General features: G+C 69.1%; 23 protein-coding genes. 2 read left to right on the forward strand and 21 right to left on the reverse strand.

Features of this window, described 5'->3' with window-relative positions; all coding sequences use genetic code 11:
• Positions 1-6: 6 nt before the first annotated feature.
• The 4 genes from ACQE2J_RS06020 to ACQE2J_RS06035 form a co-directional block, all read right to left on the reverse strand.
• The gene (locus ACQE2J_RS06020; protein WP_426937307.1) at positions 7-1,056 is read right to left on the reverse strand and encodes a homocysteine S-methyltransferase family protein; all 1,050 of its coding nucleotides are present in this window, start codon (positions 1,054-1,056) and stop codon (positions 7-9) included.
• A 238-nt stretch (positions 1,057-1,294) separates the two neighbouring features.
• Positions 1,295-2,794, reverse strand: a complete 1,500-nt coding sequence (locus ACQE2J_RS06025) for an acyltransferase family protein (protein ID WP_425119760.1) — start codon at positions 2,792-2,794, stop codon at positions 1,295-1,297.
• 48 nt (positions 2,795-2,842) lie between these two features.
• The gene (locus tag ACQE2J_RS06030) at positions 2,843-3,193 is read right to left on the reverse strand and encodes a TraR/DksA family transcriptional regulator (RefSeq protein ID WP_425119759.1); all 351 of its coding nucleotides are present in this window, start codon (positions 3,191-3,193) and stop codon (positions 2,843-2,845) included.
• A complete protein-coding gene (locus tag ACQE2J_RS06035) occupies positions 3,194-4,630 on the reverse strand; it encodes an ABC-F family ATP-binding cassette domain-containing protein (protein WP_425119758.1) in 1,437 nt (478 codons plus the stop codon). It abuts the gene before it with no gap.
• A 17-nt stretch (positions 4,631-4,647) separates the two neighbouring features.
• Between ACQE2J_RS06035 and ACQE2J_RS06040 the strand changes: the two genes are divergently transcribed.
• Positions 4,648-6,186 (forward strand): recombinase family protein, encoded by a 1,539-nt coding sequence (locus ACQE2J_RS06040; protein ID WP_167854428.1) that lies wholly within the window; start codon positions 4,648-4,650, stop codon positions 6,184-6,186.
• A 108-nt stretch (positions 6,187-6,294) separates the two neighbouring features.
• Here ACQE2J_RS06040 and ACQE2J_RS06045 read toward each other — a convergent pair whose 3' ends face one another.
• The 4 genes from ACQE2J_RS06045 to ACQE2J_RS06060 all read right to left on the reverse strand — a co-directional run bounded on the left by ACQE2J_RS06045 (position 6,295) and on the right by ACQE2J_RS06060 (position 9,883).
• On the reverse strand, positions 6,295-6,912 hold the full coding sequence (locus tag ACQE2J_RS06045; protein ID WP_135540163.1) for a hypothetical protein: 618 nt from the start codon (positions 6,910-6,912) through the stop codon (positions 6,295-6,297).
• A 17-nt stretch (positions 6,913-6,929) separates the two neighbouring features.
• Positions 6,930-7,505, reverse strand: a complete 576-nt coding sequence (locus ACQE2J_RS06050; RefSeq protein ID WP_135540162.1) for a single-stranded DNA-binding protein — start codon at positions 7,503-7,505, stop codon at positions 6,930-6,932.
• Positions 7,506-7,592: 87 nt separating this feature from the next.
• Positions 7,593-9,377 (reverse strand): TraM recognition domain-containing protein, encoded by a 1,785-nt coding sequence (locus ACQE2J_RS06055; protein ID WP_425119757.1) that lies wholly within the window; start codon positions 9,375-9,377, stop codon positions 7,593-7,595.
• Positions 9,374-9,883 (reverse strand): hypothetical protein, encoded by a 510-nt coding sequence (locus ACQE2J_RS06060; RefSeq protein WP_135540158.1) that lies wholly within the window; start codon positions 9,881-9,883, stop codon positions 9,374-9,376. Before ACQE2J_RS06060 ends, ACQE2J_RS06055 begins: the two co-directional genes overlap by 4 nt.
• Positions 9,884-9,999: 116 nt before the next feature.
• Here ACQE2J_RS06060 and ACQE2J_RS06065 point away from each other — a divergent pair, with 116 nt between their 5' ends.
• A complete protein-coding gene (locus ACQE2J_RS06065) occupies positions 10,000-10,365 on the forward strand; it encodes a hypothetical protein (RefSeq protein ID WP_135540156.1) in 366 nt (121 codons plus the stop codon).
• 113 nt (positions 10,366-10,478) lie between these two features.
• On the opposite strand, the gene ACQE2J_RS06070 is transcribed toward ACQE2J_RS06065, so the two are convergent.
• From ACQE2J_RS06070 to ACQE2J_RS06130, 13 genes are all read right to left on the reverse strand, one after another.
• A complete protein-coding gene (locus tag ACQE2J_RS06070; protein ID WP_135540154.1) occupies positions 10,479-11,963 on the reverse strand; it encodes an ATP-binding protein in 1,485 nt (494 codons plus the stop codon).
• 120 nt (positions 11,964-12,083) lie between these two features.
• On the reverse strand, positions 12,084-13,034 hold the full coding sequence (locus ACQE2J_RS06075) for a hypothetical protein (protein WP_167854427.1): 951 nt from the start codon (positions 13,032-13,034) through the stop codon (positions 12,084-12,086).
• A 61-nt stretch (positions 13,035-13,095) separates the two neighbouring features.
• Positions 13,096-14,577 (reverse strand): PrgI family protein, encoded by a 1,482-nt coding sequence (locus ACQE2J_RS06080; RefSeq protein ID WP_205683352.1) that lies wholly within the window; start codon positions 14,575-14,577, stop codon positions 13,096-13,098.
• Between the two features lie 5 nt (positions 14,578-14,582).
• Entirely contained in the window at positions 14,583-16,019 is a 1,437-nt protein-coding gene (locus tag ACQE2J_RS06085) for a conjugal transfer protein TrbL (protein ID WP_205683351.1), read from the reverse strand.
• 41 nt (positions 16,020-16,060) lie between these two features.
• Positions 16,061-16,387, reverse strand: a complete 327-nt coding sequence (locus ACQE2J_RS06090) for a DUF6112 family protein (protein WP_135540150.1) — start codon at positions 16,385-16,387, stop codon at positions 16,061-16,063.
• 130 nt (positions 16,388-16,517) lie between these two features.
• Positions 16,518-16,784 (reverse strand): DUF6112 family protein, encoded by a 267-nt coding sequence (locus ACQE2J_RS06095; protein WP_135540148.1) that lies wholly within the window; start codon positions 16,782-16,784, stop codon positions 16,518-16,520.
• A complete protein-coding gene (locus tag ACQE2J_RS06100) occupies positions 16,784-18,433 on the reverse strand; it encodes a M23 family metallopeptidase (protein WP_135540146.1) in 1,650 nt (549 codons plus the stop codon). The genes ACQE2J_RS06095 and ACQE2J_RS06100 overlap by 1 nt, the downstream gene beginning before the upstream one ends.
• A 23-nt stretch (positions 18,434-18,456) precedes the next feature.
• Positions 18,457-19,137, reverse strand: a complete 681-nt coding sequence (locus tag ACQE2J_RS06105; protein ID WP_135540144.1) for a hypothetical protein — start codon at positions 19,135-19,137, stop codon at positions 18,457-18,459.
• Positions 19,138-19,197: 60 nt separating this feature from the next.
• Positions 19,198-20,286, reverse strand: coding sequence for a ParB N-terminal domain-containing protein (locus ACQE2J_RS06110; RefSeq protein ID WP_135540142.1), 1,089 nt, complete (start codon positions 20,284-20,286; stop codon positions 19,198-19,200).
• Positions 20,287-20,317: 31 nt separating this feature from the next.
• Positions 20,318-21,187: a hypothetical protein gene (locus ACQE2J_RS06115; RefSeq protein WP_135540140.1), complete on the reverse strand. Its 870-nt coding sequence runs from the start codon at positions 21,185-21,187 to the stop codon at positions 20,318-20,320.
• 101 nt (positions 21,188-21,288) lie between these two features.
• Positions 21,289-21,678 carry a hypothetical protein gene (locus ACQE2J_RS06120; RefSeq protein ID WP_135540138.1) on the reverse strand — a complete coding sequence of 130 codons (390 nt, stop codon included), beginning with the start codon at positions 21,676-21,678 and terminating at the stop codon, positions 21,289-21,291.
• The gene (locus ACQE2J_RS06125; protein WP_205683350.1) at positions 21,659-22,483 is read right to left on the reverse strand and encodes a DUF2637 domain-containing protein; all 825 of its coding nucleotides are present in this window, start codon (positions 22,481-22,483) and stop codon (positions 21,659-21,661) included. Before ACQE2J_RS06125 ends, ACQE2J_RS06120 begins: the two co-directional genes overlap by 20 nt.
• Entirely contained in the window at positions 22,480-23,373 is an 894-nt protein-coding gene (locus ACQE2J_RS06130; protein WP_135540447.1) for a bifunctional DNA primase/polymerase, read from the reverse strand. Before ACQE2J_RS06130 ends, ACQE2J_RS06125 begins: the two co-directional genes overlap by 4 nt.
• Between the last annotated feature and the right edge of the window lie 2 nt (positions 23,374-23,375).

Below are 23,375 nucleotides of genomic sequence, written 5' to 3' on the forward strand. Positions count from 1 at the left end.
GGATGCTCAGGCGGTGTCACCGAGGGCGACGACGTTGTCGGCCAGGCGCTCATTGTCTCCGTACATGAAATGGTTGGCCATGTTCTCCGAGAAGCGGCTGGCATCGGTGCTCAGCCCGACCGCCTCGGCGACCTCACGGATGTGCATCGGGGTCGCGCCGCAGCACACGCCGATGTAGTTGACACCGAGATCGTAGGACTCCTTGGCGAAGGCACCGATCTCGTAGCGGTTGGTCTGGAGCGGATCGAGCGCGGTGGGGAACGTGCGCCCGTGTGGGGAGGGCACCTCGGCGCGCGGATCGGAGAGGTTGAAGAACGTCGGTTCGTCCTCGGTGGTGCGGTAGGGGATCGGCAGAGCGCCGACGTGACAGGACACGGCCGCGCGGATCTCCTTGAGCCACGGCAGCATCGTGGCCGGCCCGCGGAAGCAGTTGAGTCCGACGACGTCGACGCCGAGCTGTTCGAGACGCTGCGCGGTCTCGACGATGCCGACCCCGTCGGCCATCTCCTGGAAGGCCATGGGGGCGAGGGTGAGGACGACGGGCAGACCGCTGGCCTTCGCGATCTCGGCCGCGGCGATGGCCTCACCGGCGAAGTAGAAGGTCTCTCCGATGATGAGGTCGGCGCCCTCCTCGACGGCCCAGCCGACCATCTCGGCGAACATCGAGCGGACTTCGCTCTGCTTGGCCTCGTCCGCGGGGTCCCAGATGTTCGAGTTCGAGATGTTTCCGGCCATGAAGTTCCCGGGCTTGCCGTCGGCGACGGACCGCGCGATCTGCAAGGCCGAACGGTTGAGCGGTTCGAGCAGGTCCTCCTTGCCGATCACGCGCATCTTCTCCCGGTGACCGTTGTAGGTGAAGGCCTCGACGATGTCCGAGCCGGCGCGCTGGAAGTCGACGTGGAGAGAGCGCAGGGCATCGGGGAATTCGAGGGCCACCTCGGGGACGAACTCGCCGGCGGAGAGGTATCCGCGCTTCTCGAGCTCGAAGAGGAAGCCTTCGGCGCAGATCACGGGGCCGGCGTCGAGGCGTTGGGTCAGGGCGTTGGTCGCGGTCATGGGAACTCCGAATCGATGGTGGGGGATCGTCCACGTCCGGGCGGCGACCCGAACTCTGGTATCACACCATCAACCGCCTCTGCGGCGTGTGTCACATCGACATATTCCGACGTCCGACGACCCGAAACGTCAATGAACATGGTCCCCACGCCGAGGCGGGGCTGCCCTCGCCGAGGCGGTGCCGCCCTCCCGATGACCGCGGAGTTCGCGTGATCGGTGGGTTCACGGCACCCGGCGCTCAGCGGTCGTCGTCCGGAGGGGTGCTGAGATAGACGGGCAGGCGGCGGTAGCGCACGGCACGCTGGGCGGTGCCGGCGGGGACTTCCTGCGTGGATTCGTAGGTTGCGTTGTTCTGCGGAACCTGGTGCGAGCCCGGCAGCCGATACTGCTCGGCTCCGGCGGGAGGGGAGACCTCCTGATACACGTGCGGCTGCCCGTCGTGCTGTCCCGGCTGATGGTCAGAGCCGGGGAAGTGCTGAACGGGGGACTGTTCGAAACCGACCGAATGCGCATAGCCGGTGCCCGGCTGAGGCTGGAGGCCGAGGCCCTGCCGGTCCGGTCCGTCGCCCTCGCTGTAGGCGTCGCCCGGGTAGCTGCCGTAGGCGGCCGCGCCCTGATCGGCACCCTCGAGGTGAGCGCCGCTGTGACCGGCACCCTCGAGGGAGGCCCCGCCGTGACCAGCACCGGCACCGGCACCAACACTGGAACCGGCAGAATCACTGCGGCCGGTGCGCTCCGACTTCGGTCGCAGGAACGGGAAAGGTGCGAGGATCAGTGCCGTCGCGGTCGAGGCGTACCAGCGCAGGGCGCGTTCGAACGGAGTCCACGCGAGCACGCCCGTCCACACCACGGCCAGGGCCAGGCAGATGAGCAGGACGAAGGCGTCGTGGAGGACATCGCGGCTGCCGTCGAGGACCGGTTGGAGACCGCGGACGACGAAGCCGTGGAGGACGTAGACGGCCAAGCTGTGCTTGCCGATCATGGCGATGGTGTCCTCGGTGTTGCTCAGCCACGACAGCAGCGCCAGGGTCATGAGCACGGCACCGATGTCCATGATGAGACGCAGACCCACACCTTCGGGGACGCTGACATGGAAGTGGGCGAAGTTGAGGCTGCCGTAGAACCACTTGTAGTCGATCTGGTCGAAGTAGAAGTAGCCGATCGTGGCCAGGGCGGCGGCGCTGAAGCCGATCTTCTGCCACATCGCCAGCCCTCCGGCCCATTCGATGATCTGCTTGCCGTAGAGCTTGCCGATGACGAAGAAGGGCCAGAACGCCATCGTTCGTGCCGCGGAGAGTTCGGTGTCGAGGATCGGCAGCATCCCGCCGAAGAGTCCCAGAACCAGGGAGGCGACGAGCATCGTGCGGGGGAAGCGTTCGATGAAGGGGACCGTGATCATCCACCAGGCCATGGACAGCAGGAACCACGTGTACCAGAACGGGGTGAGGAAGCTGTAGTCCGGATCGAGCCCGAAGAGCCACATCCACGCCCACATCAGCGGCAGCACCGACGCGAGCAGGACGAAGTAGGTGAGCACCCGTTCCGCCAACCTGTTCGACTTCGCCGTGATCCCGGCGAGGAAGACGAACGCCGGCATGTGGAACGAGTAGATGAGGTACATCGGTGCGCCCAGGATCGGCGACTCCCACGGGGAGGTGCGCGCTAAAAGGTGGCCGAGGACCACCGTGAAGATGAGGATCCCCTTGGCGCGGTCGATGCGATAATCACGGGAAGACACGCCGATACATTACCGCACATGACTCGATAACGGGAAAGGTCGAGGCTCTCAGCCGCGTGCGGCGCAATCGACGCATTTCGCCGCGTAGGGGCGGATCTCCAGTCGCGCCTCGGCGATGGGTCCACCGCAGTCGACGCAGGTGGCGAACGTGCCGGCATCGAGCCGAGCGAATGCCTCGGCGATCTCCTCGAGGCGGTTCTGCGACTGCTCGAGAAGCGTCGCAGCCTGCGATCGTTCGAAGGCCAGCGTCGCCCCCTCCGGGTCGTGTTCGTCGTCGCTGTTGTCGCCTTCGCGCGCTGCCGAGACCTCGTCGATGCCCTGCGTCAGCCGGCCGATGAGCGCGAGCGCATCGGCCCGTTCGGCCTCGAGCAGTTCGCGCATCTTCTCCCGGTCGACCACTCAGTCCTCCAGCGCTTCGGTGGTCTCGAGCCAGCGCAGTTCGAGCTCGTCGAGTTCGTCTTGGAGCTCGCGCAGCCGAGCCGTGAGCGCGGCCAGACCTTCGAAGTCCGTCTGGTCGTGCGCGGCCATCTCCTCGTGCTTCTGCGCGACCTGACCGCTGAGCTTGTCCATCCGCCGTTCGATCGACGAGAGCTCCTTCTTCGCCGCGCGGGCCTCGGCACCGGTGAGTTTCGCCGAGGAGCCCGACCCCTCCGTCGCCGAGGCGGCCCCACCGGAACCGGTCCCGCCGGCTCCCGATGCGGCCCCGTTCGAGGCCGATCCCGAACCGCTCGCACCACCGGTGCGGGCCTGCTCGGCCCGCAGCCGCAGGTACTCCTCGACGCCTCCGGGGACATGACGCAGCCCCTGATCGAGGATCGCGTACTGCTGGTCGGTGACACGTTCGAGCAGGTAGCGGTCGTGGGAGACGACGATGAGGGTGCCCGGCCAGGAATCGAGGAGATCCTCCATCGCCGCGAGCATGTCCGAATCCACATCGTTCGTCGGCTCGTCGAGGATGATGACATTCGGTTCTGCCATGAGCAGCAGCAGAAGCTGGAGGCGGCGTTTCTGCCCGCCGGAGAGCTCCTTGACCCGAGCGGAGAGATGCTCTTTGGCGAAGCCGAGTCGCTCGAGCAGCTGGGCCGGTGTGTAGTCCTTGCCTTCGATGGTGAAGTTCGTCTTCGACTCCGCGAGGACCTCACGCACCCGGGACTCCGCAATCCGGGCGAGATCCTTGAACTGCTGGTCGAGGACGCCGACCTGGACGGTCTTGCCGCGCTTGACCCGACCGGAATCGGGCTCGACCTCTCCGGAGATGAGATTGAGCAGCGTCGACTTGCCGGCACCGTTGGGCCCGAGGATGCCGGTGCGCTCACCGGGGCCGATGCGCCATGTGACCTCATCGAGGATGACGTCGTCGCCGAAACTCTTGGACACGTCGAGGAGGTCGACGACATCCTTGCCCAGACGCGCGGTGGCCATCTTCTTCAGCTCGATGGGATTGCGCACCTCGGGGACATCGGCGATGAGCTGATTGGCCGCCTCGATGCGGAACTTCGGCTTCGAGGTCCGGGCCGGAGCGCCGCGACGCAGCCACGCGAGTTCCTTGCGCATGAGGTTCTGACGTTTGGCCTCTGTGGCCGCGGCGATCCGATCGCGTTCGACGCGCTGAAGGACATAGGCGGCATACCCGCCTTCGAAGGGTTCGACGATGCGGTCGTGGACCTCCCAGGTCTTCGAGCACACCTCGTCGAGGAACCACCGGTCGTGGGTGACCAGCAGCAGAGCACCGGCATTCTTCGGCCACCGGTTCTTCATGTGCCGCGCCAGCCAGGCGATGCCGTCGACGTCGAGGTGGTTCGTCGGCTCACCCAGCAATTCGATGGCAGATGCCAAGGGAGCACCTGTCAGTCATGGAGACGCAATCACTTACCCGACCGCCTGCCTCCGAGGTCAACGCGCTCATCTACACGCGAGCCTCGATGGATCGCCATTACCTCATGCGATCGACCGATGACCAAGAGACGGACTGCCGTGCCTGGTGCGCTCAGGAGAAGTGGGGAGTCGCGAAGGTCATCACCGATGCCAACCGGTCCGCGTCGAGGTGGCGCACCCGCGAACGCGAGGGTTTCGAGGAGGCCTTGCAACTGATCGCGTCGAAGGAGTACGACGCGTTCGTGACGTGGGAGCCCTCGCGTGCGGGCCGTGAGCTGCTGGCCTACGTGCAGCTGCGCGCCGCCTGCCAGGAGGCGGGGGTTCTGTATCTGACCAAGGGCCGCGTCTACGATTTCTCGCGCCACGATGACAGCTTCATGATGGGGCTGGAGTTCCTGAGCGCCGAGAAGGATGCGGCGATCATCCGTGACCGGCAGTTGCGCACAGTGCGGCTGAACGCGCAGAAGGGTCGCCCGCACGGGCGGCTCCCTTACGGGTACCGGAGGGTCTACGACGAGCAGACGCGTGCTCTCGTGCGTCAGGAGATCGACCCGGAGAAGGCCGCGATCATCGTCTCAGCGGTTGACGAGATCCTCGATGGCGGGTCGATCAACCAGATCGTGACTCGCCTCAATCGGGCGGGCGTGCCCACGCCGATGAAGCCGACTTCTGAGCACTCGCGTGGTTGGACAACCGCCACGATCCGGCAGATCATCAAGAGCCCCACGATCGCCGGGCTGCGCATGTACCAGGGCGAGGTGATCGGCGAGGCGGACTGGCCCGCGATCATCCCGATGAAGAAGTGGGAGAAGGTCAATCATCTCCTCGATGACCGGGCCCGGCGCACCCGCTATGTTCCCGAGGACAACCCCAGCCATCCGCGCTGGCTGCTGACGTTCGTCGCGAGGTGCGGGTACTGCCTGCATCCGCTGGTGCGGATTCACGGGACGAAAGTACGCAGGCGCACCGGGTTGCGCTCTGACAACTACAGCTGCGGACGCCCCGGCTGCCGCAGGGTCAGCATCGACATGCGCAACACCGACGCCTATGTCACGGGCGTGCTGCTGGGATGGTTGTCGAAGCCGGAGAGCTTGGCGGTGATCGTCGGCCCGGAGGAGGACTGGAATGAACGGGTCCGCGAGGCCGAGGAGCATGCCGCTGCGCTGCGTGCGCGGCTTGACGAGGCGGCGAGTGAGTACGCCGAGGGTCGGATCAGCATGTCGATGCTCACCAGCATCGAACGCAGGCTTGTTCCGGAGATCGAGCGTGCGGCGAAGGCTGCGGTTCCTCCCGTGACCGACAAGGGGCTGCTCTCGTTCATTCAGGAGAGCGACCTGGAGGCGGCGTGGGAGCGTCTTGAGCTGGTCGAGAAGCGGCGGTTGCTGAAGATGCTGCTGGATATTCGTGTGGAGAAGGCCACCCAGGTGGGGCCGTTCTTCAATCCGGACCGGATCAAGATCACGCCTCGCTACTCGGTTCCCGAGACGTATCAGTGGAAGCGAGCAGAATCGTCCTGACCGCTGCGCCCTGTCGCTCGGTCGGCGGCAGGAACGATGCGCCGAGCTCTCGCCCCTGCTCACGAAGCCGCGAGAGCTCGGCGTTCACGTCTTGTGCTGTCGTGGTGCTCACGGCAGTTCCCCGGTTCGTGCGTCGGCGCCGGCGTAGAAGGCGTCTTCGGCGGCGCGGCGTTCGGCGACCTGTTCGGCGACGTACTCGACGAAGTCGCGGTCGCGGTCGGCGACGAACACGTCCTCCACAGGGTCGGCGGGGTCCTCGCCGGGCCAGGTCGTCTGCCTCGTGGGTCGGTCGCGGTCCAGGCGTGTGCCGGAGGCGGCGACCCATTCGCGCAGCCGCTGTCGAGCGTCGGCGAAGTCGCGGTGCCAGCCGAACGGGGCGGAGCCGGTCTGCTCGGGGTGGTAGGCGCAGAGCCAGTGCAGATGCAGGCTGCTGAGTTCCCACAGCAGTTCGTCGTGTCGGTGCCAGAACGGCGGGATCACGCTGGCGGGGAGCCCGTAGGTGCGGCGGATGGTCTCGACCCACCGGTTGAGCGCGTACCACTCCTTTTCGAGCTCGTCGGCGCGCAGCAGATACCAGTTCACCGGATGCGGCGGGCCGGGTTCTTCCTCCTCCTCACCGTCATATCCCTCCTCGTCGTACTCGTCGTCGAGGTCGAGGTCGTCATCGGGGGTCTCGTCGGTCTGCGGCCGGTCAGGATCGGTCTGGTTGAACGTCGGTTCGGTCATGATCGTGGCTCCCTTCCTCACAGGCCCATCGCCGGCGGCTGCCGATCTGACCGGTGCTCCGGCGGGGCGAACGCGGCCGGTGCCTCACGCTCGGGCGTCTGACGCTCGGCTGCCTGCGGCTGTGCGGGGGTCTCGCCTCCGGCGAGTCGGCGTGAAGCGGCCTCGCGTTCGGCGGCGGGGCGCTGGGCCTGCTCGCGGCGTGGGGTGCGGTCGACCTCGTAGTCGGTGTGGGCCATGTTGTGACCGAACGCGGTGGCGACGAACCGCTGCTTCATCTGCCCCGTGCTCTTGCTGCGGTAGTCCTCCATGCGCCCCTCGGCGATGAAGAAGTCGTTCTTTTCATAGTTCTTGTACGCACGGACGGCGACGCCCTTGTAGGCCACGAGATCGTGATAGGTGTTCGGCAGCCGCGTGTAGGTGCCGTCGTCCTCGTAGCGCCAGTGGCGCTGCTCGACCTTCGCGTAGAACTTCGCCTTGCCCGTCTGCGTGGTGCCCAGAGTCGGCTCGGATGTGATGCGACCTTTGAAGGACTCGCGCACATCCGCCTGCGGCTCGGGCTCCCGGCCTGGTCCAGGGTGTTCTTGTTCGGCCATCGTGCTGCTCCTGTCTGATGGGGACGGTCACAGGTGGTGTCGTCCGCTGTGCCAGCCAGGTGCACGACGGCGATCCGATCCGACCTGTCAGGGGCGGTCGGGGCGGCGCAGCAGAGACTCGATCTCTTCGCGATCCGCTTTCAACCGCGCGGCATCTGGGTGGGCCGGCCAGGCGCGCAGGTCGGTCACGATGGGCGGAGCAGCGCGCAGCAGAGTGACCGCGGTGCCGAAAGCGAGGGTGCGGATGCGGTCTGGCGGGAAGATCGCCACTCGGCGCACCGACCGCTGGTTCTGGCGGGTGCCGTGATCGCCCAAGGTGACGCTGTCGGTGTACTCATCCCGCTCGCCGATCAAGGTGCTCAGGTCCTGGAGGTCTTTGGAGCTGGAGGCGCCACCGAGGATGATCTTCACGATGCTCGCATCCCAGATCGCGTTGGCCTGGTTCTCGTTCCACCGGTCGCGAGCCTGCGCGAGCGACTGCAAGACCGGCATGCAGGTGATCCCCGTGCCGCCTCCTTCCGCCATCAAGATCGGCAACGAGGGCAGCGGGGCGAGGTTCGCGATCTCGTCCAGGGCAAGCAGCAGCGGCGGGTCCAGCCTCGCACCGGGCGACCGGGCGGCGATCCGGCGGGCGGTCTCCACGAGGTCTTCGACCAGCGCCGCCACCAGTGCCGCGCTGGCTCCGGCTCCGGCGCCGGTGGCCAGAAGGAACAGGGTGCCTTTGTCGCGGATGAACCTCTCGGGGTCGAAGTCCTCACCGGGGCCGGGACTGACCGCGTCGAGCACCCTGGGGTCGGCCAGGGCTCCGAGCGCCAAGGAGACGCCTTGCCAGATCGAGTCGCGGGTCCTGGGGTCGGCATCGATCATCGATTCCAGCGAGTCCGCCCACCCGGTCGCCGCATCGGGTGAGTTGGTGAGGATCGCGACAGCCTCCGCCGCGGCGGAGGGATCGAGCGTCCAGCGGAACAGTTCGGCCGGTGAGCGGCCATCCAGGGCCGCAGCGTGCAGGAGGGCCTGGAGCGCGGTGCGGGTCTTGCCTTCCCAGAACCCACCGGACTCGACCCCGCCAGCCGAGAGACCGGTGGCCGAGGCGAGACCGGTGGCGCGGATCATCGCGGTGAGCGGATCGTGACAGCCACGGATGGGTGACCAGCGCATCCCCGCCGGCAATCCCTCGGCGAGATGCTGGGGGTCGAACACCGCGACCGGCCCGACGCGTTTGCGGGCGCGCAGACAGGCAGTGAGGTTGTCGGGGCGGGTGCTGGTGACCACGGCCGCGCCGGGCGCATCGAGGATCGCGGGGATCACGATGTGCAGGCCCTTGCCGCTTCGGGGCGGTCCGATGAGCAGAATCGAGTCTTCCACCGATGCCCAGACCTCCCGGCCCCGGCTGGTGCCGATCCGGTAGCCCACGTCTGCCGGCTCGGGCTTGTCCAGCGAGGGCCGCAGGTTCCGGGCGCGTTTCAGTAGAGCCGTCGAGGAAGCGGTGGCAGCGACCTCGTGGCGGGTCGCGATGCCGGCGGTGGTGTGCGGGTCGGTCGAGGCTTTGCGCGCATGCCTTCGCAGCCGCATCCAGACCCAGCAGCCCCCGGCGACCAGGCCGGCAAGCAGCACCGCGGCCACGGCCCAGTACGCGAACGGATGCAACCCTGGGGCATCGAGCGCGCCGGCGGGATCGCCCGGCCGGAACAGCACCCCGATCCCGGCGGCAGGCCCGGCCGCCGGTTGCGCCACGCCGGTGAGGAACGTCGCCACCGACCCGGCGCCGCGCAGGACGAGCGCGAGGCCGAACACCCCGACCAGGGCAATCATCGCGGCGTTGGTCAGCTCGTCGCCGAAGCTGCCGGTCTGCCGGCCCTGCGGGGTACTCATGGCAGCCTCCGGGTCACGACGGTGCCGGAGATGCGCCCGACCAGCACCACCTCACCGACCCCTTTGACCTGCTTCGGTTCAAGGACGGCGCGGGCGGTGCCGTGCGGGGTGGCGTCGGTGTGCGAGACGATGACGCAGCAGGCCACGTCCTCGCCGGCGACGAATCCCTCGCCGGTGATCTCGATGAGCGCAGGCGACGCCGGCTTGTCCTTCTTCCGCTTCGGCGCGGGCTCGGCTGCCGGCTCGGGGCGGGGTGACCGGGCCGGGAGGAGTTCGGTGAAGCTCGTGCCGTCGGCCTCGTGCACCTCGACCCGCACCGGCACGGTGCGCTCATCGCTGGCGTGGTCGATGATCTGCGGGAACGACGCCCGCACCCATGCCCCCTCCTCGGGCAGGTACGAGGCGCCGTCGATGGTGACGGTCATCGACCCGTCGGTCTGGATGTCGAGGATCACGGTGCGCATCGATACCGGCGCAGGCTCGGGCTGGGTGGCGTGTCGTCTCATGCCGCCCAGGTGCACCGCCCGCGCCCGCGCATGCCGCCCCCAGGCTGGGCATCGCGCTGGACGCGATCCTACCGGGCCACTACCCGGTGGGCGTTGATCGTCCTAGAGTCGAAGTCATGGACGTCGCAACGACCCGAGACGAGGAAGTAGCCCGCACTCTGGCCAGCAGGGCGTTCTCCCGGCACATGGCCTTCGACGCCATCGGTTCAGTCGACGCCGAAGCGATGGACCTGATCCGGCAGGCTGTCCTCCGCGCCTGGGAACAGGCGGGCTCCCCGCCTGGCGCGCTCCGCCGGGCTGCGGTCCTCAGCGCGGAGCTTCCCCGATTGATCGCCGAGAACCAGGCTCCCGCCGATCTGGAGACCGAGGGCATCTCCCGCGAGCGGGAGACCGTCGTCGCCGAACAGGCCTCCGCGCTTCTCGCCGTACTCGCAGCCGAGATCGACCCGGCACCCGCTCACGATTCGCCGCCGCCGCGATAGCCGGCCCCGGCAAGTGAGAAAGCACCTTCCCCGAACATCCGCTTTCGACTAGTCTGTCAACATCATCGACCGCAGAAATTTCCCGCCGAAACCTTCAGAAATAGCGCGAACTTTTAGCTTTTCTCGACCATACGTCTGGTGGTGTCGAAGAGCTCGTATTCGGCCGGGTGGAGCTGGTGCTGAACGACGAAGGATCGGTCCTTGATCCGCCACAGCCCTTGCCCGGTGCCCAGCGTCGGCAGCAGTTCGCGTTCGGTGCCGGTGAGTCCGAGGGTCTTGGCGGTGGTGCCGAGCTGGTCGGACTCCTGCCGGTAGATGATCCTCGACTCCGCATTGGCGAGCAGGGAGTTGGCGAGCGATCTCATGGCCGATCCCTGGTCGCCGACGTTCTCCAGGTCGGTGAGCTTGTGGAAGATCAGCATGTTGCTGATGCCGTAGGCGCGGGCAAGCCTCCAGTGCGCATCCATCCTTTTCAACAGCGCCGGCTCGCTCATCAGCCGCCAGGCTTCGTCGTAGATGCACCAGCGCTGCCCGCCGTTCGGGTCCAGCAGCGCCGACTCCATCCACGCGCTCGAACAGGTCATCAGCACCGATACGAGGGTGGAGTTCTCCGTGACGCGGGAAAGATCGAGAGAGACCATCGGCAGCGTCGGATCGAACACCTCCGTGCTGGGGCCGTCGAATAACCCGGACAGATCACCGGCGACGAGTCGGCGCAGCGCGTGGCCCACGATCCGTCCGTCCTCGGCCAGGCGCCCGTCGGGGTCGTTGGAGGGGTGCAGCAGATGGTTGACGACCATCGGCAGGATCGGCACCGTGTTCTCACGCACGGTCTCGGTCAAAGCGGTGTCGATCGCGGTGTGCTCTAACGGTGACATCGATCGGGCCAGCACCGTCTCCGTCAACGCTCCGATCAGATCGCGGCGGCGTGATGCGACGGTGGTTTCCCATTCGGCGTCGCTGAGCCCGCTGGGCCGGTATCCCTCATCGAGCGGGTTGAGCCTGGTGGGCAGGCCGTGGCCGAGCTGGATCGCCCGGCCTCCGACCGCTCGGGCGATCTCGGTGTGCTCGCCCTTCGGATCACCGGGCACATACACGCGCCGGCCGAATGGCAGGCTCCTGGTGTAGAGCGACTTCGCCAGCGAGGACTTCCCCGAACCGACGATGCCGGCGAGCACCAGGTTCGGGGCGGTGATGACCCCGGCCTGGTACAGCACCCACGGGTCGTAGACGAAGCTTCCTCCCGAGTAGAGGTCTTGGCCGACGAACACGCCCGCAGCACCGAGGCCGCCTTCGGCGAGGAACGGGTACTGTGCCGCGAGCGTTGCGGAGGTGTCCTGGTGCCGCGGCAGCCGGAACCGGACCGGCGATCTCAGCGCGGCCGGGCCGGGCTCTCCCGCGGCGGGCAGGTACCGGGTGGCCCTGCGTTCGGCACGCTCGGCGGCGGTTTTGGCTTTCGCCTCGGCCATCTCCTGCCGCTTCTGCTCGGCCTGGAGCTTCGCGGCGGCCTGGCGGCGCTGCTTGCGCAGCCGGCGCCGCTCCGCTGCCGGAGCGACCAGCACCGCGGTATGCAGACGTTCCTTTTCGTATGTGGGCATCGGCGACCTTCCCAGACGGGTGCGAACACGGTGATGCGGCCAAGGTGCACCAGGCCGACCCCGGAACGCGGCGATGCCGCCGACCCGCTGGGGATCGACGGCACCACGAACCGGGGTGACTCAGAGGCCGAGGCCGCGATCGCGTTTGACGGCCGCGACTCCGGGATGGGCGAACCAGGACCCGTCCGTCTCCGGCATCGGCGGCTCGCCTTTCGCCGTGTGCGCGGGCCTCTGGTGCCCGCGGGCGACGGGATCGCGAGGCCCAGTGGCCCGTCTTGATAGCGCCGCTGCGGCACCGGTCGCCGCGCCGGCACCCATCGCGGCTCCTGCGCCTGCCGCGCCACCGGCGACACCGCCTGCACCCTGGGCCGGGGCGGTCGGTGCGGGCGCGGGGGTCTCGGCGTCGAGGCTGTCTTCGGGCGGGATCGGGTGGCGGCGGTAGAGGCCGACATGCCCCATGTCGGGGTTGTAGGTCATCGTGTACTCGCCCGAGGTCGCCTCTTTGTCGAGCGCGGCCACCGGTGGCGTGTCGTAGACGTAGCCGTTCTCCATCGCCGCGTCCGTGGTCTCGGCGCCGTAGTCGTAACCGGCCAGGTGCTCGATCGCGGCGTCGGGGCCGTCACGGTCGATCAGCCACAGCACCTCGTCAGCCTCGCCGCCTTGGAGGAACACGACGTTCACCCACCGCGACACCGGGGCCTCCGCCTGAACCGCGTCCACGGCGGCGGGGTGCCAGGCGATGCGTCCGGCAGCCTGCGAGGCGGCGTTCAGCCGCTCCTCGGCCAGGCCGAGCACGCGGGCGGCTCGGCTCAGCTCGACCGCGGTCTCGCTGGCGTCACGAACGCCGGCGGCCTGGTCGCCGTGATCGTCGAAGGCCCGGCCGTCGGGCTCGGCATGGATGCGGGCGAGCTGGTCGAGGACCTGCTCGAACCGGCGGGCCGCGGCAAGCAGGTCGCCGATCACCCCGTAAGCGTCTTCGGGGTGGGTGAAGTCGCGGCTGGCGTGGGCCAGGCCGCGTAGCGCCTCCGATGCTTCGCTGGCGTCGGCGACAGGGTCGTAGAACGTGGGCATGACGGGCCTCCCGGATGATGAACGGTCACGGATGCCCAGCAGGTGCACCCCGGCGACCGGGTCAGATGTGGCGGGCCAGGGGCAGGGCGGCGGCGGTGAACGCCGCGGCCTGCTGCCCGACCAGCCGCCTGGTCTCGCAGGAGGCCTGGATCGCGGCCTGCTCGACCGCCGAGACCGCCGCGTCCAGCTCCTCGGTCGTCGGCGCGGAGACGGCGATGAGTCCGGAAGGACGCAGCACCCCGTGTCCGGCGGTCAGATCGGCCTCCTGTTGCAGCACGTCTTCGTATTCGGCGGTCTGGCTCGCGTCCTCGATCTGACCGATCCGTCGCCGCTGTGCCGCGTCGGAGATGTGCTCCACTTTCTTCTTGCGGATGTCGCGGGCGGCCTGATCGGTGCGCATCGGGGTGTAGAGCAGCGACAGCGCCCGTCCGATCCCGGAGGAGAGCACCAGCGGGGCCAGGAATCCTGGGAAGACCAGCGAGCGGGGCCACTCGCTGATCCAGAGCACGACGTGACGAGCCGAATCGGTGCGCAGGCTCGTCCAGGACTCGTTCACCGCCACCGGTCCGGCCGTCGCCAAAGACTGACCGAGCTCGCCGTGGCGCTCCAGCGTGGCCGCGACCGCAGGATCGTAGGCGCTGCGAAGGGTCACCGCGATCTGGCCCGGTGTCAGCCACCCGGTCGGGGTGAGGTCCGCGGACCGTAGCGCGGCGGTCAGGGTGCCCATCTCCTGCCGCAGCACCCCGGCGGCCCCGCGCAGGCCACCGCCGGCGGTCCGGATCTGACGGGCGGCGGCCTTCATGTCCAGCGACAGCGAGATGGTGGTCGCATGACGTTCCCCGGCGGGGCCGGCCCGGTCGATGAGTTCTTGGTAGGTGGTCGAGGCCCACGAGTCATCCTGCGTGCCGTGGGCGGCCCACCACTCCGCTAAGCCGGTGCCCGAGTCCGGCAGGGTCCTCTCCAGCACTTGGAGGGTCGCGATCCGCCCCGACCGGCACACGGTCGCCAGCACCCGCCCCCAGGACGTGACCCGGCGATGCTGCTCGGCCGGGTCCAGCAGCACGAACGCGGGATGCCGTACCTGGCACACCACCGTCAACGTGCCCTGATGGGGGTCGTGGATCATCCCGGCTCCCGTCTCGGGGTCCAGATGTTCGCGCAGCCTGGCCATGTCGCCGGGCAGCGCGAGCGTTCCCGCCGGCCGGGGCGCCACGATCCGGCGCCGATACAGCAGCTGGCCGCCCGTGGTGCGCCAGAGCCACCAGCCGGCCACGGGTATCCATTCCACGAGCGGACGGCCCGCGATGCGCATCCAGGTCAGCACGATCGAGAGCATCCAGACCGGTGCGGTGTAGGCGATAAGCATCCCGCCGCCGGCGTAGAACGCGCCCACCAGGGCCAGGACGCCCACGCCCAGGGCCGCGAGCTGCGAGGCGGACAGTCCCAACAACACGCCGCGGCGCGTCAAGCGGGAGAACTTCACCGGCACCAACTCGGTGCCCGTGCTCGTGCCGGCGTCCTCGATGCTGTGTTTTGTGCTCACAGGTCTCACTCCTTCCCGCCCGCCGGCGGCTTAGCGTCACCGCCGGCTGGAGGCGGGTTCGGGCCAGACGGGGCGTGGGGCTGCGGATTCTGATGCGGGGGCGCCTGCGAGGCAGGCGACCCACCGCTGCCGCCGCCACTGCTGTCGGTGTTCTGGTTGGCGCCGTCGGTGGCGGCCTCGGCCTGAGAGCCGACGGCCTTCCCGGCCTCCGGGCCGGCGGTGGCGGCCTTCTTGGCGACCTCCGCGCCGATCACCACGGCCGCGGCGGGTCCTGCTGCGGCCCCGGCTCCGGCGGCAGAACCACCAGCGCCCGCGCCCGCCCCTGCGCCGGCTCCCGCGCCGGCGCCGCCGCCGGGAGGTGGTGGGGTGCCGCCACCCCCTCCGCCACCGGGCGGGGGCGGGTTCCCGCCGCCTCCACCGCCGCCGGGTGGGGGCGGATCGTCACCGCCGCCTCCGCCTCCCTTGTTGTTGCCGTCGTCGAGGACCTTCTTCGGTCCGTCGCCCTGCGGCTTGGCGGGGACCGGCACCGGCCGGTTCATCGCGTTCTTGGCTTCTTGTTCGCTCCCCATGGCGTTGTAGAGGTCGAAGCCGAGGAACGCGATGACGCGGTATACCATGTACGGGGCGAACGCGGCGATCGCGAGCATCACGATCCCGGTGATCGGCTCGGTGATCGCGGTCAGGTCCGCCTCGATGGGGGTCGCCATCTGGGTGATCGCGATGAGGAACACCACGACCAGCACGAGCTTGCTGATGATCAGGGCGAGGACGAACGCGGCCCATTTGCCGATCCACCCGCGGGTGGCATCCCACGCCGCCCCCGCGAACGCCAAAGGCGCGAGCACGATGGCGATCAGCAGCAGCGCCTTTCTGATCAGCAAGCTGAACCAGACGATCGCGATCGCGGCGACCATCAGCCCGCCCAGGAAGATCGTGACGATCGCGCCGACGCCGGGGGCGGAGACGTTGATGGCGGTCAGCCCGGCGGCCAGCAGGATGATCTTGTCGCCCATCGACTCGGTGGTCTCCCCGGCGGCCTGGACGATCCCGGTGGTCAGCTGATCGGTGATCTCCAGTGCGAGGGCGGCCAGGGTGATGACCACGAACGATCCGAGCACGGCTTTCCCCGCCCCGAGTGCCGCCCGGCTCAGGGCGATGGGGTCTCGGCGGATCAGGCCGAGGATGAGCTGGAAGCAGAAGAAGATCAGGATGATGAACACCCCGATCCCGAACAGCAGGTTGTAGACGGACACGTAGCCGTCTTGGGTGACATCGACCATCGTGGTGGTGTCGAACACCGTCCACATCGCCTCCAGTAGCCAACCCGCCGCCCCGCCGACGGCTTGGGCGAACCAGTCGAACGGTGCAGAGATCAGCGACGCAGCGGCCTCACCGGCGGAATCGCAGACATTGGAGATGACGGGGATATCGCACAGCGCCATCGCAAACCTCCCTTACAGAGCAGGGTCGACGCGAGTCGGTTTCAGACGCTTTGGCCGACGTTCCAGAAGAAATTGATCAATGTGACGCTCGCGCCGCAGATCACCGCCGCACCGCAGGAGATCAGAACGCCGATCTTTCCCCTCCCGCTCAAATGCGGATTCGAGGAATTGGAGCCGAAACCCCACACGATCGCGGAGACGATCAATGCCAAGACGCTGAGAATCAGGCCGACGGTCATGATCGCGCCGACGATGGTGCGCAGTTGGTCGATTCCGGGTAGCCCCGAGTCATTGGGGTTGATGTCGATCTCGGCCGGGATGACCGGCACGAGGCTGGCGGCTTCGGTGACGAGGGTCAGGATGGTCATGGCAGGGCGCTCCTTTGTGGCTACGGCGAGAGAGGGGTTCTCGCGATCAGGTGCACCCGCCTTCCCAGACACGCAGAAGCGCCCGCCCCCGGCGAGCCGGGAAGGAGCGCGATGCCGCCAAGTGGCGGGGTCAGAGCTGCTGGCCGACGCCGATGAGCCAGTTCATCCACGCGACCCCGCCGCCGGCGAGGATCGCCGCCCCCAGGGCGACGAGCACGCCGGTGCGGGACTTGCCGGCGGCGGCGTAGTTCCCCGTCGAGGAGGCGATGGCCCAGATGATGCCCGATACGATGAGCATCAGCACCGCGATCACCAGCACGAACGTCAACAATGCTCCGATGACCTCTTCCAGGTCCCCGATCCCGGCCAGGCCCTCGAAATCGGGGAAAACGCCCATCAGGAATCACCGCCCGAATCAGCGACGGTCACATGGAGGTGGTCTTCATGACGGGTCGTGATATCGGTGCCGTGGGCGTAGTCGCGCCACCCTTCCGAATCGCGGGCGAGGGACCAGATCTTGTCCTGCCAGATGAGATAGTCCACCCCGAGGGCCTCGGCATGGTCTTTCATCCAATTCGTGACCTCCCATCCGTATTCGAGCTGCTGTGGGGTGGGCATCTGGCCGATGGCATTGCCGAAAGCCAGGTCGCACGCCCGCCCGAGCGGATGCTCCGAGACCGTGCCGGGGCGGGGTGAGTAGCAGGCCCACGTCGTCTCGGGGAACGCCGCGGCCGTCTGCTCATACAGGTGGAGGGTGCGGCGGGTGATCTGCCCGTCCGTGGTCGGGTCATCGACCAGCTCGTCCGGGTTCTCGCCCTCGAACGGGTCCGGCTCGCCGCCCTGGCCGCCCTCGCCCTCTGGGTCGCAGCCGTTCTCGGGTGGGCCGACCTCGGCCTCGGGCAGATCGGCGGCGTCGTTGGCGTTGAGCCACTGCGCCGGGTCGATGTGCTCCCCGTCGGTGCCGCCGTCGCGGACCTCGAAATGCAGGTGGGGGCCGGTGGACATGCCCGAGCTGCCGACATCAGCGATGTGCTGCCCGGCCGTCACCTGGTCGCCGGCAGCGACATGGATGCCATCGGCCCAGGAATGGATGTACGCCGTCGCCACGGTCGCGCCGTCGATCTGGTGTTCGATGACGACCTGCCCGCCCCACTGGTCGGAGTATTCGGCGACGGTCACCGTTCCATCCGCGGCCGCCAGGATCGCGGTGCCGTCGGGGGCCGAGAAGTCCGTTCCCGTATGGAAGGACTGCTCCCCGGTGATCGGGTGGGTGCGCGGCCCGAACTCGTCGGTGAGCACCCAGGTGCCTTCCGGCAACGGGAACACCACCCGCGAGGACTCCGCCAACGGGTTCGCCGGCGCGGCCTGCGCGACCGGGGTGGCCGTGGCGGGACCGCCGGCGCCGGCGAGGGCGGCGATGATCTGTTCGGCGACGGGCTCGTAGTTGTCGTACCTGTCCGGGTACGCGGAGACTTCCACGCTCTGCGCCGCTTCGCCTTTGCCCATGTCCTGCCAACCGGGAATGTTCAGCAGACCGCGCGGCGAGGGATGATTCGGCCCGGTCGGGCCGCCGAAGAAGGCCTCCGCCTGGTAGGTCGTGTCCATGAGCTCTTCGACCGAGCCCCATCCGGCCTGTGGCCGCATCTGGAACAGGCCCAAGGAGTCGTTGTCGCTGCCGTCGCCGTCGTTGGGGTAATCCGCCGACTCCGGGTAGACGCTGGTGTTGGACAGCTGTCGCAGCGTCGATTCGGTCAGCGCCGCCATCAGCGCGATGATGATCCCGTCGCGCCCGACCCCCTCGATGCCCGAGCCGGTCTCGATGATCGTGGCCGCGTGGGTCAGCTGCTGCTGGTTCAGGGTGAACGTCTCCCCGTCGCGGGTTTCCACGTCGAGCTCGTCGGGGACCTCTCCGACGATGATGTTCCCGCCAGGGACGGTGCACGTCGCGGTGGCGGCGGGGTTCATCAGCAGCCCGATCCCCACCAGCGACATGAACGGTGCGGCGAGCACCAGCGCGAGCAGGGCGATGGCGAGCTTCTTCAACACGACGACACTCCTCTCCTTCCGGGTCAGCGCAGGGGGTTGTCCAGCTCGGACAGCCGCAGCAGATGGCAGGTGTCGTAGGCGGGCTCACAGATCACAAACACGGTGAACCTCACCTCGTGCTCGCTGGTGACGTCCTCGTCGTTCCAGACCCCGGCTCGGTGACGGACGCCCTCGATCGTGATCGCCGTGGTGCCCTGGGTCAGTTGCCCCGGTCGCGCCTGCGCCTCGGCGTCCGCCCACGCCTCGGGCACGAACGAGTCGGTGATCTCCAGGTGCTGGGTGGTGGCGTACTGGCGCAGATCGCCCCATGTCTCCCGCGTGGGCAGGTAGGTGGCGATATCGGAGGCCAGCCCGGCCTGCTCGGTGCCGGTCGGGTCGGCGACCTCCATCAGCACCGCGGTGTAGTCCAGCGGCATGAACCCCGCCCCGGTATCCCACGCGAACAACGCTTCGGCGACGTTGCGGGCGAACACGTCCGGGTCGCTGCTGGCTCGCACCGGGGCGATCCGCTCGGGATAGGCGGGAGGAGGCTCTGAGGGCGCGGTCGCCGCCGGCGCATCGTCGTCGTCGGAGGGCGGCCCGGTTCGTGGCCCCAAGATCAGCCCGTAGACGCCGATCCCGGCGAGGAGCAGGACGGTCAGACCGGCAGCCAGCAGCACGATCAGACGCTGACGTGAGTGAGAGTCGGCAGAGGTAGTCTTCATGCCGCCCAGGTGCACCGGCCCTACCCCACGCGACAGTGGCGCCGGGCGAGAGTCCGCGATCTAGAGGGCGCGAAGATGCCGCCGCGAGGGCACGGTCTCGCCTGTGGTCTCGGTCTCGGCAGTGGTCTCGGTCTCGACAGACCCGCCGCCGGGACCGGCATCGGTGCTGTCCTCGACGTGCCCTGCCTCGGCTTGTCCGGTGTCGGTGGTGAGGAGGGTGCGCAGGCGGGCGGCGAACGCGGCCGTGCCTTCGGCTACATCCAGGAAGATCGTGGCCTGCTCCTCTGTGAGCTCTCCGGCGAGCTCGCCTGCGTCGTAGTGGTTCCACCATCCGGTCAACGAGGTCCAGGTCTGCACGAACGCGGCCACCGGCCACCGCCCCGGCACCTGCGCGGGCACCGCGGAGCCGGGCTTCTTCCGAGGTTTGCCCTCTCCTGAGGTCGTGACGCGGGCGACGGCGTCGGCGGCCATCGCGTGCAGCTCGGCTTGCCGGGCCTGCTCAGCCTCCGCCGCCGCGGCGCGCACCCGCTGGTAGGCCGGGTCGACCGGCCCGCCGGCCTCGATCTGCGCCAGGGCGGCGGCTGCCTGCTCCCGCAGCGGCTCGGGCTGCTGCGGGTCGTCGGCGATGCGCTGGACCTGGCTGATCTTCTCCAACGTCGCATGCGAGGCACCGCCGGGGATCATCGCCGCCGCCTGCTCGCGAGCCTTGCCTGCCGGCCCGTTCGACGGTGGTGCAAATTTTGCACCACCGTCACTTCCGGGCTGATGATCGGCGCTGAACTGGGAGGCGGCCTGCCGCCGGGCGGCGTCTTCGGCCATCAACTGCTTGAGCTCCCGGTAGAGGGCGGCGGCCTCGAGCTGGGTCAGCGGCTTGCGGTGCAGGTTCTCGTCCTGCTCGGCCAGCAGGTGCCCGAGCCTGTCCGAGAGGCCCGAGCGCACCCAGACGCTCACCTTCCGCCAGCCCAGCCGGCGGATCGCCTCCAGCCGGCGCCGCCCGCACACCAGCACCCCCTCGGGGGTCACGGTGATCGGCTGCAACAGGCCGTGCTCGTGGATCGAGGCCGCCAGCGCCTCGATCTCGCCGAGGTCGGTGCGGTGTCGGGCACCGACCTGGATCGAATCGACCGTGCGTTCCAGCTCGATACCCATTACCGCTCACCCCCGATCCTTCCTTGTTGTGTTACTTCCGGCGCTTGGGCGCGGCCAGGCAGATCGTCAGCACGAGGTCGTCATCGCACAGCAGCATCGGCAGCGACTCGCCGATCAGCAGCCGCAGCAGCACACCCCGGCCCGCGCTGGTCGCCGCCAGCGCCGGGTGCGGGTTGCCCAGCAGCGCTTTGAGAAGCCCCGTCCACGACCGGCCTGGCAGATCGAGAAAGGCGCGGGCATGCTTGTCGCGGCGCAGGTTCTCGTAGGCGGTGTGCCTGGCCCCGGCTTTCGCCAGCGCTGCGCAGATGTGCTCCACCGACGCCCGCGCGGTTGCCGGCTCCCAGCCGAGCATCGTCACCAGAGCGATCGCGTCCTCCACCGCCGAGCCAGCCGAGACGCATGATCGCGCCGACGCTGCCTCGCCGTGGTCGGCCTGATCCTCGGGTGCGGGGTCGGTGACCTGGAACGCCGGGTGATACTCCGACAGCGGCGTCTCCCGATCCGAGATGCGCTCGGCGTCGTGGAACGCGGAGATGTGCGGACGGCGAGCCTGATGCGTCGAGCACAGCAGCCCTTGGGCGCGTTCCTCGGCGATGCAGGTGATTCGCACCGCGTGGGTGACCACGCCCCACGGATCGACGGCCTCGCGGGCGGAGCGGGTGCGCATCACATCGAACGCCGCGGACGCGGCCTCCCACGGGTCCAACCCGTGCTTGCGGGCCAGCGCGCCGTATTTCTCCGCGGCGAACCGCATCAGCTCCCGGGCGAGGGTGTCGTGCTCCCACGCACCCTCCCCGGCCTGGTGGAGCCGTCGCAGCAGGGCGCGCAACCCGGCGCTGGTCGTGTAGTCCTCACCGCCGCCCTCATCCGGGGCGCTGGCGGTCATCGTTGGGGTCGTCATGGTTCAGGCACCTCCTGGCGAGCAGGTGCACGACCCCGCCCCACCGCGCGAAGCGCGGCCTGCGAGATCGGCGGGCACGGTGGTCGTCATGGCCGGTCACCTCAGCTCATCCCGACCGGGCCGCGCCCGGCGCTGTCGTGACTGGTGCCGCGTCCGAACGCCGAGATCGGCGGCAGCTCCCGCGCACGGGAGGCCACGTCCTTGACGCCGCGGGCCAGCGGATCATGGGCCTTGTGGGCCAGATGGGCATCGAAGTCGATGGCCAGGCGCGAGATGACCCCGCTGCCACGGGCCAGCAGGTCCGAGGAGCGCAACCAATCGACCCCGCGGGCCTTCCGCTTCGCCGGATCAACAGCCTCCGCGTTGGGCTTGCGGTCGACGTCGGCGGCCTGGATCGCATCGGGTGCGCCCGTCGCCTCCACCGGGTCGGGCCGTGCCTCCTCAGGCGCCGGTGTGCGCCGGGCCGGATGCTCATACTCGTTGGGGTTCATGATCAGACTCCTTCTCCTTGTCTTCTTCCTTCGTGGTCTCCGGGCCGGGGGTCCGGGGGAACCAGCGGCCAACCGTCGAGGCGTGCACGCCGAGCTCGCGGGCGATCGCCTTGTTCGACCACCCCGCCTCACGCAGCGCCTCTGCCCGCTCCCGACGGCCCGGGCCGGCCCCCACCGGCTCCGACGGTTCAGGCGTCGGCGTCAGGGCGGGCTCATCCTGAGGTTGAGGCTGGGGCTGCGGTGTCTCTGGCTCGGTGCCGGCTGGCGCAACGCGCTCGGGCAGCTCCGGCGGCCGGACAGGATCGACCTGTGCGACGAGGCTCGCGCTCATCTCCTCGGTCAGCGCCGGACGCGGTGCGCGGGCCAGCGCGTCCGCCAGCGGTGTCGAGGCCTCGGGGGGCTTGGTGGAGCGGGTGAGGACGACGGTCAGATGCGTGGACGCCAGCAGCACCAGCGGCGGGACGGCCGCGACGGTCGCGGCCAGCAGGCCCGGCACGGACGCGGTGGCGGCCACGATCGCGTGGGCGGCGTTCGCAGTCACCGACACCAGCGCGCCGGCGATGAGCAGTGCCCACGGATACCAGGCCGAGCGGTGCCGGTCGAGGGCGACGACCGCGACGGTGGCGACGACGATCAGCCCATCGACCAGCAGCGGCCATATCCACGCCTGCCCCGCGTCGATGCCCGAGCGCACCGCCAGATCGGCCAGGGCGACGAAGCTCAGCCAGAACGCGCCGCCGCCGATCAGCACCGTGCCCGATGCCGCGGCGACCACCGCCCACCGGCGGCCCCAGAGCGCGTTCATCCCAGCCCCCTGCCCATCGACGCCGGCCTGTCTGCCTTGACGGGTGTGAGGAGGTCGCTGGCTGCCCCGGCCAATGGCGTCTCGGGGCCACGCGTTCCTCGGGGCCCGGTGGCGATGGTGCGGTAGGCCGACTGGACGGTGCGGGTGATCTCCCGCTCCCCGAAGTCAGGTTGCTCCACGCGGACGAACGCATCCAGTGCCTCGTCCTCGGGCACGTTGCCCTCGGCCAGACGGCACGCGGCCCAGAACAGTTTGAGATTCCGATCCGTGCTCTGTCCGCCCAACCATGACGCCATCCGCTGCGCATCTACCGGCGCCGCCCCATCCCGGCATACCCCCTTCGGGCGGGGCCGGGGCGGGGTCAGGAACTCGCGCAGGCGCTGCGCGTCCAGGGGCCGGCTGTCGGTCGGGGCGAAGGAGGTGGGGTGGTAGAGCACGCTCTCGCCGTCGATCCGGCGGCGCGAGGGCGGGACGATGATATAACCGCGATCCCCGCGGAAGTCGATCCCCGCTTTCCCGGCCTGCCACGATGGCTGCTCGCCGCTCCCGGCCGGGTAGTAGATGTGCAAGCCACCGGTCGGTGAGCGCACCATCGTCTCCCACCCGTTCACCAGCCCGGACCGGCGCGCTCGGCGCAGGGCGTCGTAGCCGTTGACGCCGTGCACATCGACGTCCATGACGACCACGCCGCTGCGGGCGCCGGTGGGCATCCCGATGTTCGCGGCCGGGAACCGCGACCACCACGCCTGCACCTGCGCCGTGTCCGCGGTCGCATCGTGGAACCCGCGCCGGGTGATCGGCTGCTTGCCCTCCGGCGCGCACGGGAACACCGGCACCCCCGCCTCAGCGAATGCCGCCGCGGCCCGCGGCAGCGTCCAGGAGGCATCCATCC

The organism is Brevibacterium sp. LE-L, from assembly GCF_050214925.1.
In the GTDB taxonomy this organism is placed as follows: Bacteria; Actinomycetota; Actinomycetes; order Actinomycetales; family Brevibacteriaceae; genus Brevibacterium.